Origin of the sequence: Burkholderia sp. JP2-270, from assembly GCF_003233675.1 — a bacterium.
GTDB lineage: Bacteria > Pseudomonadota > Gammaproteobacteria > Burkholderiales > Burkholderiaceae > Burkholderia > Burkholderia pyrrocinia_C.
On the sequence record NZ_CP029826.1, the window covers coordinates 43,162 to 56,350 of the forward strand.

The 13,189-nt window shown below is 65.3% G+C and carries 10 protein-coding genes and 1 pseudogene; 5 read left to right on the top strand and 6 right to left on the bottom strand.

The window, feature by feature from the left end; translation table 11 throughout:
* Positions 1-19: 19 nt before the first annotated feature.
* The 4 genes from DM992_RS33115 to DM992_RS33130 all read left to right on the top strand — a co-directional run bounded on the left by DM992_RS33115 (position 20) and on the right by DM992_RS33130 (position 5,286).
* Entirely contained in the window at positions 20-1,126 is a 1,107-nt protein-coding gene (locus DM992_RS33115) for an efflux RND transporter periplasmic adaptor subunit (protein WP_239511507.1), read from the top strand.
* A complete protein-coding gene (locus tag DM992_RS33120; RefSeq protein ID WP_111020548.1) occupies positions 1,123-4,227 on the top strand; it encodes an efflux RND transporter permease subunit in 3,105 nt (1,034 codons plus the stop codon). Before DM992_RS33115 ends, DM992_RS33120 begins: the two co-directional genes overlap by 4 nt.
* Before the next feature lie 59 nt (positions 4,228-4,286).
* The gene (locus tag DM992_RS33125; RefSeq protein ID WP_111020549.1) at positions 4,287-4,886 is read left to right on the top strand and encodes a LysE family translocator; all 600 of its coding nucleotides are present in this window, start codon (positions 4,287-4,289) and stop codon (positions 4,884-4,886) included.
* Positions 4,887-4,983: 97 nt separating this feature from the next.
* Positions 4,984-5,286 (top strand): H-NS histone family protein, encoded by a 303-nt coding sequence (locus DM992_RS33130; RefSeq protein ID WP_111021566.1) that lies wholly within the window; start codon positions 4,984-4,986, stop codon positions 5,284-5,286.
* A 193-nt stretch (positions 5,287-5,479) separates the two neighbouring features.
* Here DM992_RS33130 and DM992_RS43045 read toward each other — a convergent pair whose 3' ends face one another.
* The 5 genes from DM992_RS43045 to DM992_RS33155 form a co-directional block, all read right to left on the bottom strand.
* On the bottom strand, positions 5,480-5,752 hold the full coding sequence (locus DM992_RS43045) for a type VI immunity family protein (RefSeq protein WP_343212484.1): 273 nt from the start codon (positions 5,750-5,752) through the stop codon (positions 5,480-5,482).
* Positions 5,753-6,393: 641 nt separating this feature from the next.
* The gene (locus tag DM992_RS33140) at positions 6,394-7,584 is read right to left on the bottom strand and encodes a M20 aminoacylase family protein (protein ID WP_111020550.1); all 1,191 of its coding nucleotides are present in this window, start codon (positions 7,582-7,584) and stop codon (positions 6,394-6,396) included.
* A gap of 79 nt (positions 7,585-7,663) precedes the next feature.
* Positions 7,664-8,998: a DUF3100 domain-containing protein gene (locus DM992_RS33145; RefSeq protein WP_111020551.1), complete on the bottom strand. Its 1,335-nt coding sequence runs from the start codon at positions 8,996-8,998 to the stop codon at positions 7,664-7,666.
* Positions 8,999-9,046: 48 nt separating this feature from the next.
* The gene (locus tag DM992_RS33150) at positions 9,047-10,561 is read right to left on the bottom strand and encodes an aldehyde dehydrogenase family protein (RefSeq protein WP_111020552.1); all 1,515 of its coding nucleotides are present in this window, start codon (positions 10,559-10,561) and stop codon (positions 9,047-9,049) included.
* A gap of 52 nt (positions 10,562-10,613) precedes the next feature.
* On the bottom strand, positions 10,614-11,501 hold the full coding sequence (locus DM992_RS33155; RefSeq protein WP_275427583.1) for an NAD(P)-dependent oxidoreductase: 888 nt from the start codon (positions 11,499-11,501) through the stop codon (positions 10,614-10,616).
* A gap of 128 nt (positions 11,502-11,629) precedes the next feature.
* Here DM992_RS33155 and DM992_RS33160 point away from each other — a divergent pair, with 128 nt between their 5' ends.
* A complete protein-coding gene (locus tag DM992_RS33160; RefSeq protein WP_111020554.1) occupies positions 11,630-12,538 on the top strand; it encodes a LysR family transcriptional regulator in 909 nt (302 codons plus the stop codon).
* A gap of 266 nt (positions 12,539-12,804) precedes the next feature.
* Here DM992_RS33160 and DM992_RS33165 read toward each other — a convergent pair.
* Positions 12,805-13,122 (bottom strand): annotated as a pseudogene (locus tag DM992_RS33165) (IS3 family transposase); the annotation flags it as partial.
* Positions 13,123-13,189 lie beyond the last annotated feature (67 nt).

The window sequence follows — 13,189 nt, forward strand, 5'->3', positions numbered from 1 at the left end:
ACCCGCAATGATCCGACTCTTGAAGCTGTCCGCCGCCTGCGCGCTGGTGGGCATCGGCGCCGGCATTTACGCCTTCGCATCCGCCCCCCCCGGCGACAAGACGCCACGCCCCGGACGCGAACCCGCGCTCACCGTGACGGCCGCAACCGCGCGCGAGGTCGACTGGCCCGTCACTGTCAGAGCGTCCGGCGCCATCGCCGCCTGGCAGGAATCCAGCGTCGGCGCTCAGGTCAGCGGCCATCGCCTGATCGAGGTCGATGTGAATGTCGGCGACATCGTCAAGCGGGGGCAGATTCTCGCGCGCATCGACGCGGAACAACTGCGCGCCGAAGTACGCCAGTCGGCCGCCACGCTCGCGCAAGCGGAGGCCACCGCCGCGCAGGCCGAACTCAACCGCGCGCGCATGGCCGGCCTGCGCGACAGCGGCGGCATCAGCGAGCAGGAAGTCCTCCAGTACGTCACCCAGGCACGAACCTCAAAGGCGCAAGTCGACTATGCGCGGGCTGTCCTGGAGCAACAACGCATCCAGTTGCGAGATACCGAAGTGCGCGCCCCCGACGACGGCGTCATCAGCGCGCGCGACGCGACCGCCGGTTCGATCGTCACGACCGGGCAGACGCTGTTTCGCCTCATCCGCCGCAACCGGCTCGAATGGCGCGGTGAACTGACGGCCTCCCAACTCGCCCAGATCGGCATCGGCGATACGGTCGCGCTGTCGTTGCCAGACGGAACGAGCGCCGATGCGCGGGTCCGCAGCCTCGCCCCGTCGCTCGACCCGAAGACACGGCTCGCGCTCGTCTACGCCGACATCGTCCCCGGCAGCCACGCGCGTGCCGGGATGTACGCGAGCGGCGTGCTGTCGGTCGGACGGCACAAGGCGCTCGTCGTGCCGTCCGACAGCGTGGTGGTGCGTGACGGGATCAGCTACGTGCTCGCGCTGCACGATGGCAGCGCGACGCCGAATGTCGATCGACTGACTGTCACGGTGGGCCGCCGGCTCGGCAATGAAGTCGAGATCCTGAGCGGGCTCGTCGATGGTCGCCGCGTGGTGGTGCAAGGCGCCGGCTTCCTGAACGACGGTAACGTGGTGCGCGTGGCTAACGCCCAGGCGGGAGGCGCGTCGTGAATCTCGCAAACTGGTCGATCCGCAATCCCGTCGCCGGCATCCTGCTGTTCGTGCTCCTGTCGCTGGCCGGCATCGCCGGCTTTATACGCCTGCCCGTGCAGGCGTGGCCCGACGTGCAATTGCCGACCGTCGAAATCACGTTGACGGAGCCCGGCGCGGCACCGGCCCAGCTCGAGGCCGATGTCGTGCGCAAGGTCGAGAATGCGCTCGCCGCGCTCGCGTCGGTCAAGCACATCCTGACGACCGTCACTGACGGCAAGGTGTTCATTTCAGTTCAGTTCGAGCTGGGCAAGGATCTGCCGAGCGCGTTGATCGAGTGCAAGAACACGGTGGACAGCATCCGCCCCCAGCTGCCCGCGAGCCTCGAACAGCCCGTCGTCGCGCCGGTCAACGCGTCTGGCGATCCGGTACTCGTCTACGCAGTGTCGTCGTCGCGCATGAACGAGCGCGACCTCTCCTGGTTCGTCGACGACACCGTGTCGCGCGCGGTGCAGGCAATCCCCGGCGTCGGCGCGTTCCGGCGTGTCGGCGGCGTGCAGCGGCAGGTGCGCGTCGAAGTTGACCCGACCCAGATGGCCGGGCTCGGCATCAGTTCGGCTGACGTGTCGCGGGCGCTGCGCGACATGCAGCAACAGTCGTCGGGCGGGCGCACCGACCTGGGCGGGTCCGAGCAGTCGATCCGGGTCATCGCCACCGTCCATCAGGCCAGCGAGCTGGCTGCGCTTCCGCTGACGCTGCGCGATGGCCGCACGGTCCGGCTCGACCAGTTCGCGACGGTCGCCGATACGCATGCCGAACGCACGCAGATGGCATTGCTCGACGGTAAGCGGGTCGTCGCCTTTAGCGTGTCGAGGGCGAAGGGCCATGACGAAACCGCGATCGCCGCGCAGGTCGGCCACGTGCTGGCGCAGTTGGGCGCAAACCACCCCGACGTCCGCTTTCTGGCCACGGACGGCTCGATCACAGCCACGCGGGCGGTCTACTCCGGTTCGATGCACATGCTTTATGAGGGCGCGCTCCTCGCAGTGATCGTAGTCTGGTGGTTCCTTCGGGACTGGCGCGCTACGTTCGTCGCCGCCTGTGCTCTGCCGCTGTCGATCCTGCCCACCTTCGCGGCCATGTCATGGCTCGGCTTCTCCCTCAACACGCTCACGCTGCTCGCGCTAGCCGTGGTGATCGGCATTCTGGTCGACGACGCGATCGTCGAAGTCGAAAACATCGAGGCGCACCGCCGCAACGGCAAATCGATCCGACGGTCGGTGGAGGATGCAATCCATGAAATCGCACTGCCCGTCGTCGCCACGACGATGGCGCTCGTCGCCGTGTTCTTGCCAACCGCGACGATGGCCGGCATCACGGGCCGCTATTTCGTACAGTTCGGCTGGACGTCCGTGATCGCGGTCCTCGCGTCGCTGCTCGTCGCGCGCGTGCTGACGCCAATCCTGGCGATCGCGCTGCTCGGCAACCGGCCCGCGCATCGCGAGCGTGACGGCCGCCTGATGCAGCGCTACCTCGATGCCGTCCGCTGGTGCCTCACGCATCGCAAGCTGACGCTGGGTGCAGCGGCCCTGTACTTCGTCGGCTCGCTCGCGCTGGTTCCGTTCATACCCAGCGGCTTCGTGCCGGCGACGGACAATTCGAGCACCAGGGTCACACTGAGCCTGCCGCCGGGCAGTTCGCTAGCATCCACGGTCACAATGACGGAAACGGCACGCGCGGCGCTGGTGACCTTGAAGGGCGTAGACCATGTCTTCGCCAACGTCAACAAGATCAGCGCTGAATTGACGCTGATTCTGGCGCCGCGCGGCGCACGTCCGAATCAGACTGAGATCGAAGCGCAGGCCCGCCGTGCGCTTTCCGGCATCCCCGGCGCACGCTTCACGGTCGGCGGCAGCGGTGCGGGCGACCAATTGCGCCTGATTCTCGCAAGCGACGACGACGGGGCGCTCAACCAGGCCGCCCGCGCACTCGAAAGCGAACTCCGCGGTGTCGGGTCGTTGACGAACATCAACTCAACGGCCAATCTCGAACGGCCCGAACTCGTCGTTCGGCCGAATCTCGACCGCGCGAGCAATGTCGGCGCCAGCACTGAGGCGATCGGAGACATCGTGCGCATCACGACGAGCGGTGATTTCGGCACGAACCTTGCCCGACTGGATCTCGACAATCGCCAGGTCGACATCAATGTCAGCATGCCCGACGCGTATCGGCGCGATCTGTCGGCGCTCGCCAATCTCCGTATCCCGACCACAAGCGGCACCGTCCCCCTTGCCTCGGTCGCCACTCTGGCCGTCGGCAGCGGCCCGTCCAGGATCGACCGCCGCGACCGCCGTCGCTATATCGTCATCAGCGCGGACCTGGACGGGATGCATCTCGGCGATGCAATTTCGGCCGCCTACAAGCTACCCTCCGTGCTCGCGCTGCCGACCGGGGTAGCGCTGATTCCCGACGGCGATGCCGAGTTGCAGGGCGAACTGGCGAGCAGCTTCGTGACCGCAATCGTCGTCGGGATACTGTGCGTCTACTGCGTACTTGCGTTGCTGTTCCGCGACCTGCTGCAGCCGGTGACGATCCTTTCCGCACTGCCGCTGTCGATCGGCGGCGCGCTGCTGGCCTTGCTGGCCACCCGAAACGAACTGAGCGTTCCGTCGATGCTCGGGCTGCTGATGCTGATGGGCGTGGTCAGCAAGAATTCGATCCTGCTCGTCGAGCACGCGATGCTGCGTGTTCGGGGCGACGGCCTTACGCTCCATCAGGCCCTGCTCGATGCATGTTACAAGCGTGCCCGGCCGATCGTCATGACGACCGTGGCGATGACAGCGGGCATGGTCCCCATCGCGCTCGGCTTCGGCGCCGACGCCAGCTTCCGCCGGCCGATGGCGGTCGCAGTGATCGGCGGCCTGATCACGTCGACGGCGCTAAGCCTGCTCGTGGTGCCGGTGGTGTTTTTCTACATCGACAGGTTCCGGCAGTTCCTGATTCGCATGACCACCCGGCTGGCGCGCACACGCGTGACGGTGAGCCGTGGCATGACACCCACCCCAGCGCAACCGAAGACGTCCCGCTCGCCAGCGGGTGCGGCCGGTATGCGAAACGAATAACCGCTGATACGGCGGTCCGCCCGGAGGGCAGCGACCGTCATCAATAAAAAGGAGGCAAGATGCCGACTTTGGATGTCATGTTGAAGATGGCGCTCTATGTTTCGCTGGTCCTGGCCACGCCCGGGCCGACAAATACCCTATTGTTGTCGTCGGGTGTCAAGGCGGGCTTCCGGCAATCGCGGCACCTCTTGGTTGCCGAGGCAACGGGGTATGGCTTCTCGATCTCGCTGTGGGGCTTCTTTGTGGCGGTATTCGCGGCAACGCGCCCTTGGCTTTACGATGCGCTGAAACTGGGAAGCTCAGCCTACATTTTCTATCTCGCGCTGTTGTTGTGGAAAAGCCCGCGCTTCGACGAGATACAGTCGAGCCCCATCGCTTTTCGTGACATGTTCGTCGCCACAACCATGAACCCGAAATCGATCTTGTTCGCGACCGTGATCTTTCCCACGGAGGCTTTCGCATCGGCTCCGTTCTATCTCTGCGCGATCTCGGTCTTCACGACGCTCGCCGTAACAATCGGTTCGCTGTGGCTAACCATCGGTGGTGCCTTGAAGGCTCGCCGGTCGTCGGCGGCATATACTGCAACGCTGCTTCGCGGCGCATCGGTCGTGCTGTTGATGTTTTCGGGCTCGCTGTTGTTTTCCGTGCTCAACCGCTAAGTACAATGGAAGAGCTATTGAAGCAAACCCTTTGAAGTAAAACGAGGATTCGGAGACTCGTTTCTCGTTCACCCATAGAGAAGGTCTCTACACCCTCATAGCTACATATCTCGAACTCAAAGCGCAAGCAAAAGCGCTGGCACAGCAAGCGGAAGAGGCACGGCTCGCCGAGCTGGGCGCCCTCATTTCCTCCATCCGTGAACAGATTGCCGATTCCGGCATCACGCCCGAACAACTTTTCGGTCGACGTCGTGCGGTTGCATCGAGCCCCCGTGCACCGATTGCGCCGAAGTATTGTGATCCGAAGACCGGTGCGACGTGGAGCGGCCGCGGTAAAGCACCGCACTGGATTGCAAGCGCAAAGAATCGCGATCGGTTTTTGATCCCGACCGCGGAGTAAAAATCCGAACAAGCCGACCATGGTAAAAAGCGCCGGGGGTTGAATCGAGCGTGGGCTTGAGGGCGAGTACTGACATGCCCCCTGTCCCGCGCGCGACCTCAAGGCAGTCGCTAGTCAAAGCGTCGGCTCCAGCTCAGAGTCTTTTCTTTCTTGTCGAGATTGTCCGGCACGCGGAACAGTCTGCTTGAATAAGTCATTGAAACGGACGGGCTTCGTGTACCTCGCGACCATCCGATACGCCTCCGGAATGTCGCCTCGTGTCGCGTCCGCCGAGCTGCGGATTCTCTCCCGCCTGAATTACAACGCCGCCTGGATATTCGTGGATCTTGCACGTCGGTTCGAGCACAGTACGCATAGGATCGGCGCCACCCAATTCCGCAACAATTTCGTCTCCCAGCACCGTCAGCCAGCTCACGCACTTGATGCGGTTTATGAGTGGCTTCCGCCTCCATCGTGAAGTCAACACCGTCGATGAAATTAAACCCCGTAAAGCGCTTCATCACCGGCAAGGCGTACTTTGTGTTCCGCGACATTCCATCCATCCAACCGTCTTTCATGGAATGCTTCCGACATCTCCTTTACAGCGACAGAAACATCACCAAAGTCAACGGAGCATCTATCTTCATCGCCCAACCGCCGTACCGGCGACTCATAATTGGGAGGCGTGGCTATACAGTTGACGAGCGCTTTAACAACCTCAGATATCGAGACGCACGCCTGATAGCGATGCATTGCTCAATTTATTAAATCTTTGATAAATACAACTTTTCCGGGCGGACTACTGCGCAACTCGACTCCGAGCAATCGATTATAACGAAGATCAACGTGGATTGATGTCGCTTCCGGTCGCCTACATAACGTCTACACATAAGCACAAAGACAACAATTCAATCGAGATTTAAACATAAAGTTCATTTAATTTTATACATTTATAAAACTCAAATCACCTTCACACATCCGGATCCGAAATCCGAAAGAGAATCGATTCTTCGATGTTGATCGAGACTCCTACATGCGCCAACAAGCCTAATCTACAAGGTTCTCGCGAAAATCCGCCGAATTTTGCGCGTTCATCACGAACCGACCCGAAAAGTCGGCGCCGCCTCCCTACCGCTCCAAAACCCGCTCCACCAACCTCACGAAATAGCTCGCCCCCACCGGCAGCAACGCATCGTTGAAGTCATAACTGGCGTTATGCAGCAGGCAAGGCCCGCCGCCGTGCCCATGCACGCGATGATCGCCTGCCCCATTCCCAAGGAATGCATAACAACCCGGCTTCTCGCGAAGCATGAACGAGAAATCCTCCGCCGCCATGGTCGGATCGACGGTTGCGTTCACATGCGCATCGCCCACCAGCTCGCGCATCACCGTCACCGCCACCGCCGTCTGCTCGACGTCGTTCACGGTAGCCGGATACTGGCGCTGGAAATCCACCTCGCTCTCGCAATCGAAGGCCGCGGCCGTCGCGGCCACCACGGCGCGCATGCGCGTCTCGATCAGGTCGAGCGTCGCATCGGAGAAGGTCCGCACCGTGCCACCGAGCCAGGCATCGGTCGGCACCACGTTCATCGCCTCGCCCGCATGCACCTGCGTGACCGATAGCACCGCGCCGTCGATCGGATTTCGGTTGCGCGTGACGATCCCCTGCAGGGCGCTCAGCACCTGTCCCGCCGCGAACACCGGATCGCGACCCAGGTGCGGCATGGCCGCGTGGCAGCCGGCACCGCGCAAGTTGATCCGGAACAGGCTGGTCGAGGCCATCAGCGGCCCCGGCCGCACCGCGAAATCGCCAGCCGCGATCCCGGGCCAGTTGTGCAGCCCGAACACGGCATCCACCGGGAAACGCTCGAACAGGCCGTCCTCAATCATCGCGCGCGCGCCGCCGCCCGCCTCCTCGGCCGGCTGGAAGAACAGCTGCACGGTACCGTCGAACTCGCCTTGCCGCGCCAGATGGCGCGCGGCTCCCAGTAGCATGGTGGTGTGCCCGTCGTGGCCGCAGGCATGCATTACGCCAGGCACCGTCGAACGATGCGCGAAGGTGTTGGCCTCCTGCACGGGCAGCGCATCCATGTCGGCGCGCAGGCCGATCGCGCGCGCGCTGCCGCCGCGCTTCAAGGTGCCGACCACGCCGGTGCGGCCGACGCCGCGCGTGACGGCATAACCCCATTGCTCGAGCCGCTCGGCGACGAGTTCGGCGGTGCGGAACACGTCGTAGCCCGCCTCGGGATGGGCATGGATATCGCGGCGTATCGCCGTCAGTTCGTCGGTATTCGCGACGATGGAATCGATCAATTTCATGCAGATGGGAACGTGCTTGTCGGTCGTCGCGGCGCGGCGGCGGGCCGGTCCATGTCGCCCGCCGCCGCGCCGCGAGGCATCAGATGTGGAACAACTGCGCCACCAGGGTCGCGCCGATGAAGGTGCCGGCATTGGCCACGAAGGACACCAGCACGATGCGCCAGCCGAGCCGGCGGAAGGCCGGGATGTCCTTGGCGATCGACAGCCCCGCGAACACCAGCATCGGCGTGGTCACCCCGAGGAAATCGTTGTGCGAGCTGAGCGCGGCGATCTGCGAAGCCCACGCGCACCACGGCGAGGTCAGGAACATCGCCACCACCGATACCCAGCAGACCGCCGGAATCCGTCGCCCCGTCACGCGCGCCAGTGCATCGCCGACGATCGTCGCGCACACCATGATCGCCATTCCCGGCAGTCCCACCAGCGGCGTGGTGCCGTGGGTGATCCAGTCGCACACCAGCGCCATCGCGGCCGTCACGATCCAGGCGAGCAGCTTGCCGCCGTAGCCGAGCGCGGGCGCCTCGGTCCGCACTTCGCCCAGCGACGGGCTGGCTGCCTCGGGCTGCGCCGATGCCTTGGTGGTGCGGCCGATCAGCGGCTCCAGCACGCGATAGCCCCAGACCGCGAGCGGCAGCGAGATGAACAGCGTGAAGTAGGTACCGATGGTGGTGGTGATCAGGTTGCTGGCCGCGGCGAAGGCGAGCACCGATTTCGCCGTCTCCGGGTCCTGCTGCGCGGCGATCGCCCCCGAGGCGGCCGCCATCATGCTGCCCGAGCCGACGCCCGAGCCCATCGCCAGCGCAAGCGGATCGAAGATGCCGAGGCTGCTCACGAAACCCGCGAACACGGCGATGAACACCGCACCGAACACGGTGCCGGTCAGGTACTCGGCCAGCACGCCGCGGCCCTCGGCCGAATCCATTCCGTACTTCTCGCCGATGATCGCCAGGCTCGGCTCGCGGCCCACCGAGAAGGTCGCGCCGATCGCCTCGCGCTTGATGCCGAGCAGCAACGCGAGCGGCAGGCCGAGCAGGATGGTGCCAACGAAGTGGCCGAATTCCTGGAAGGCCAGCGCCCAGCCCGCCGAAGCCAGCTTGGGCAGCGCGCTGCCCACCATCAGCCCGAGCTTGGAGACGAACAGCAGCAGCGCCGGCTGCAGGATCGCGGCCGCGAAGAACTGGTCCGGCACGCTCAGGCGCGCGCTGCTGTTCCAGCGCGCACTGGCCAGCCCCACCGCGGCGCCGAGCAGCAGCGCCCAGATCATCGGCAGCAGCACGACCTTGCCCGGTCCGAGCTTGAACGTGAACGAGCCGATCCATTCGGCGACCAGCAGGATGCCGGCCGCGTAAAGCAGGACCTTGGCGGTGGCCGCGCCGCCAAGCTCGCGGCGCTCGATACCCAGTGCGTGTTCCATGACGAATCTCCCCTTGAAGCCCGGCTGCCGTCGAATGCGGGCCGGTGGTTACAGATAACCGAACGCGGTGGGCGGCGCTTCGGCCGTCTCGACCCACACGCTCTTGGTCTGCGTGTATTCGTACAGCGCCTCGACCCCGCTCGAGCGGCCGTAGCCGCTCATGCCGTAGCCGCCGAACGGCGAGGCCACGTTGATGGTCTTGTAGCCGTTGACCCAGAAGGTGCCGGCATTTACCTGTGCGGCCACGCGATGCCCGCGCGCCACGTCGGTGGTCCAGGCCGCGCCGGCCAGGCCGAAGTCGGTGTCGTTGGCGATCGCGATCGCCTCGTCCTCGGTGTCGAACGGGATGGCGGCCACCACCGGCCCGAAGATCTCGGTGCGCGCCACTTCCATCGCGTTCGACACGCCGGCCAGCACGGTGGGCTCAACGAAGTAGCCGCGGCCCTCCCCGACTGGCTCGGTCGAGCCGCAGGCGAGCGTGGCGCCCGCCGCCACGCCGCGCGCGATCATCGACATCACATGGTCGTACTGCTTGCGATTGTTGATCGGGCCCACCTCGGTCGCATCGTCGAGCGGCGCGCCGACACGGATCTTCTTCGCGCCGGCAGCCACCATCGCGACGAATTCGTCGTAGACGGCGCGCTGCACCAGCAGGCGCGAGCCGGCCACGCAGCTCTGGCCCGCGCCGGCGAATATCGCCGCCTGGGCGGTCAGCGCGGCGCGCTTGAGGTCGGCATCGGCGAACACGATATTGGCCGACTTGCCGCCCAGCTCCAGCACGCAGGGCAGCACACGGCGCGCGGCGGCCTCGGCGATGCGCGCGCCGGTGGCCGGCGAGCCGACGAACACCACCTTGCTCACCACGCGATGCGCAATCGCGGCCTGCCCGGCGGTGTGACCGAAACCGGCCAGCACGTTGACCAGACCGCGCGGCAGCCCGGCCCGCTCGCCGAGCCTGGCAACCGCCAGCGAGGTGAAGGGTGTCAGCTCCGAGGGCTTGAGCAGCACGCCATTGCCCATCGCCACCGCGGGCGCCACCTGCCAGCCGCAGGTGAACACCGGCGCGTTCCAGGGCGTGATCTGCAGCACTATACCGGCCGGCTCGCGGCGCGTGTAGTTGAGGTGCGAGGTCGGCACCGGGATCACGCAGCCGTAGAACTTGTCGGTCCAGCCTGCGTAGTACTCGAACATCTCGGCGACCTTCGCCGCCTCGCCCCGGCAGTCGCGGATCGGCTTGCCCGAGCCTAGCGCCTCCAGCCGCGCGATCGCCTCGGCCTCGGCGCGGATCGCACGCGCCATCTCCTGCATCACGCGGCCGCGCGCGGCATGCGTGAGCGCCCACCATTCGCGCTGCGCGCGGCGCGCGCTTTCGGCGGCATGGTCGATCACGGCTCCGCCGGCGTCGCGATAGGCGAGCGTGGCCTCGCCCGTCGCCGCATCGTAAAGCTGGATCGTGTCGCCCTGGCCGGCGACGAGTTCGCCGTCGATATACGAGCCGATCGTGGCGGCACCGGGGAAGAAATGCGCGAAGGCGGCGAGCAACTGGTCTGCGTGCTGGGTCATGTCAGGTTTCCGTATATGGGTCGAGCGAGATCGCGGCGCGGGCTGCCCGGCCTCAGGCAGGGTCGAGGAAGTCGACGATGCGGTTGAAGTCCTCGCTGTCGGCGACGGACACCTCGCTGGCGGCCCACACTCGCGCCGCCTCGCGCGCCACCGGCGCGACGCTGTCGAACTGGTCGAGCAGGCCCAGCGCGAGTCGCACGTCCTTGCGCATCAGCTTCATGGTGAAACCGGAATCGAACTTGTCGTTGAATATCCAGGTCGGGTAGTTGGTCAGCGTCGCGCTGTTGCGGCCGGAGCCGCCGTTGAGCGCCTCGACCAGCTTTTCCGGATCGACGCCGGCCGCGCGTGCGGTGCGCACCGCCTCGCTGGCGGCCAGCAGGTGCACGCCGGTCAGCAGATTGTTGAGCAGCTTGGTGACGTGGCCGGCGCCCACCGGGCCTACATGCACGCGCTTCGCGCTGATCACCGCGAGGATCGGCTCGATGGCCGCGATATCGCTGTCCGAGCCGCCCAGCACCATGGTCATGGTGGCGGTGGCCGCGCCCTTCGGGCCGCCGCTCACCGGGCCGTCGACGAAGCCGATGCCGCGCTCGGCCAGGGCCGCCGCCACGCGCCGCGTGCTGTCGGGATCGGCCGTGGTGGTGTCGATCACGATGCTGCCCGGCCTGGCGTTCTCGAGCACGCCGCCCGCGCCCAGCACCACCGCCTCGACCACCGCCGAGGTCGGCAGCGACAGCAGCAGCACGTCGGCGTCGCGCGCGATCTCGGCCACCGAATCGCGCGCCGACAGCACCGCCTGCCCGGCCAGCGCGAGCGCCATGCCGGGCACCGCGTCGTAGCCGAGCACCGTGTAGCCGCCGCGCCGCAGCGAACCAGCCATGCCGCGCCCCATGTTGCCCAGACCGATCACGCCCACCGTTTTCATCCGACGACTCCTGATAGCTGTTGGTTCGAGGCCGGCGCGCCAGCGTGCGCCCGCCTTGCATGGCCACGATGTTCGGTCCGGCGACCCGTATAATCAATCAACGCCAATATTGATATTGTTCTCTTTTTTAGAACACCAGGATCATGAGCGATACCCTTACCGACAGCCGGATCGTCTATTTCTACGAGGCCGTGCGCTGCGGCACGATCCGCGCCGCGGCTGACTGGCTCGACGTGGCGCCCTCGGCCGTGAGCCGCCAGATCGGGCTGCTGGAAAAGGAGCTCGACGCCACCCTGGTGGAGCGCCACGCGCGCGGCGTGACGCCCACCGAAGCGGGACGCTGCGTGATCGAGTATTTCCGCGAGCAGCTCGCGCACCGCGACGACCTGATCTCTCGCCTGCAGGAGCTGCGCGGGCTCAAGACCGGCCAAGTCAGCCTGGTGCTCGGCGAGGGCTTCGTCTCCGACCTACTGGCCGGGCCAATGCAACAGTTCTGCCGGCAGTTCCCCGGGATCCGTGTCAACCTCGACGTGGGCAGCACCAACGACGTGATCCGCAAAATCTCGAACGACGAGGGCGAGATCGGCCTGGTCTACAACCCGCCCGCCGAGCCCAAGCTGGTGTCGCGCGCCTCGAAGCGGCAGCCGATGATGGCGATCGTCGGCCCCGACTTCCCGCGCCGCGTTCACAAGGTGCTGACGGTGCAGCAGCTCGCCACCTACCCGCTGGCGGCCACTCACCCGTCCTACGGCACGCGGCAGATGATGGAGGCCGTGGAATACGCCGAGCGAGTACGGCTCGGGCCAATCATCACCACCAATTCCTTCGCGATCCTGAAGGAGTTCGTGAAATCGGGGCTCGGCATCTCGGTGATGCCGGCCTTCGCGGTGGCGGCCGAACTACAGGCCAAGGAGCTGTTCGCGATCGAGATCGCGCATCCGATCCTCGAGAACGCCGAGGCGCATATGGTCACGCGCGCGGGTCGCAAGCTCTCGGTGGCCGCCAACAAGATGCTGCAGATGATGACGGGGCAGATGCGGGCGTTCCGCTAGCGGGTCCTGCCCCGGTCCGTGCCCCTGCTCCCGACGCGAGGCGGGGCTTAGAGACGGTTTCATAAAGACCGCTGATTCCGCTGCAAGGTGCTCCAGCAGATCAAGCAGCAGGCGAGTTTGAGAAAAGCTTCATGGATGAGAACACAACGCCAGGCGCACTTTGTACAAGCTCGCTCATTGTGAAAACTCAAGGAGCGAGTGTCCTGCCCCTGTTGACGTTCTCCCAGAACTGACCCACCGGGGGTGCGGCTAAAATCTTGGACTGGTTATGCCACGATTCCAAGACTTTCCCGGTATTCGAGTGGGCTCAGGGAGCCGAGCGAGACCTTGATCCGGGTTGCGTTGTACCAGCGGATATACGAGTCGAGCGCTTCAATGAAGTGATCAACCGTCGTAGCCCTCCAGTCACGAGGATCGAACAGTTCCGTTTTGAGCCGGCCGAAGAAGCCTTCACAGGCCGCGTTATCAGGTGAGCATCCCTTGCGTGACATCGAGCGAACAAGCCCGGCATCGCGCATCCGCGAAAGCCATCCCGGCCAACGATAGTGCGCACCGCGATCGGAGTGGACCACCGGCCGATCATCACTGCGGATTCAACTCGTCCGCATATCAACGGCCGTTGCCGGAGACAAAGCTGCCAGTCATCGCTCG

Excerpts from the sequence above, each read along its gene's own strand:
- DM992_RS33125 (WP_111020549.1), top strand. The coding sequence starts at position 4,287 with ATGCCGACTTTGGATGTCATGTTGAAGATGGCGCTCTATGTTTCGCTG.
- DM992_RS33140 (WP_111020550.1), bottom strand. The coding sequence starts at position 7,584 with ATGAAATTGATCGATTCCATCGTCGCGAATACCGACGAACTGACGGCG.
- DM992_RS33145 (WP_111020551.1), bottom strand. The coding sequence starts at position 8,998 with ATGGAACACGCACTGGGTATCGAGCGCCGCGAGCTTGGCGGCGCGGCC.
- DM992_RS33150 (WP_111020552.1), bottom strand. The coding sequence starts at position 10,561 with ATGACCCAGCACGCAGACCAGTTGCTCGCCGCCTTCGCGCATTTCTTC.
- DM992_RS33160 (WP_111020554.1), top strand. The coding sequence starts at position 11,630 with ATGAGCGATACCCTTACCGACAGCCGGATCGTCTATTTCTACGAGGCC.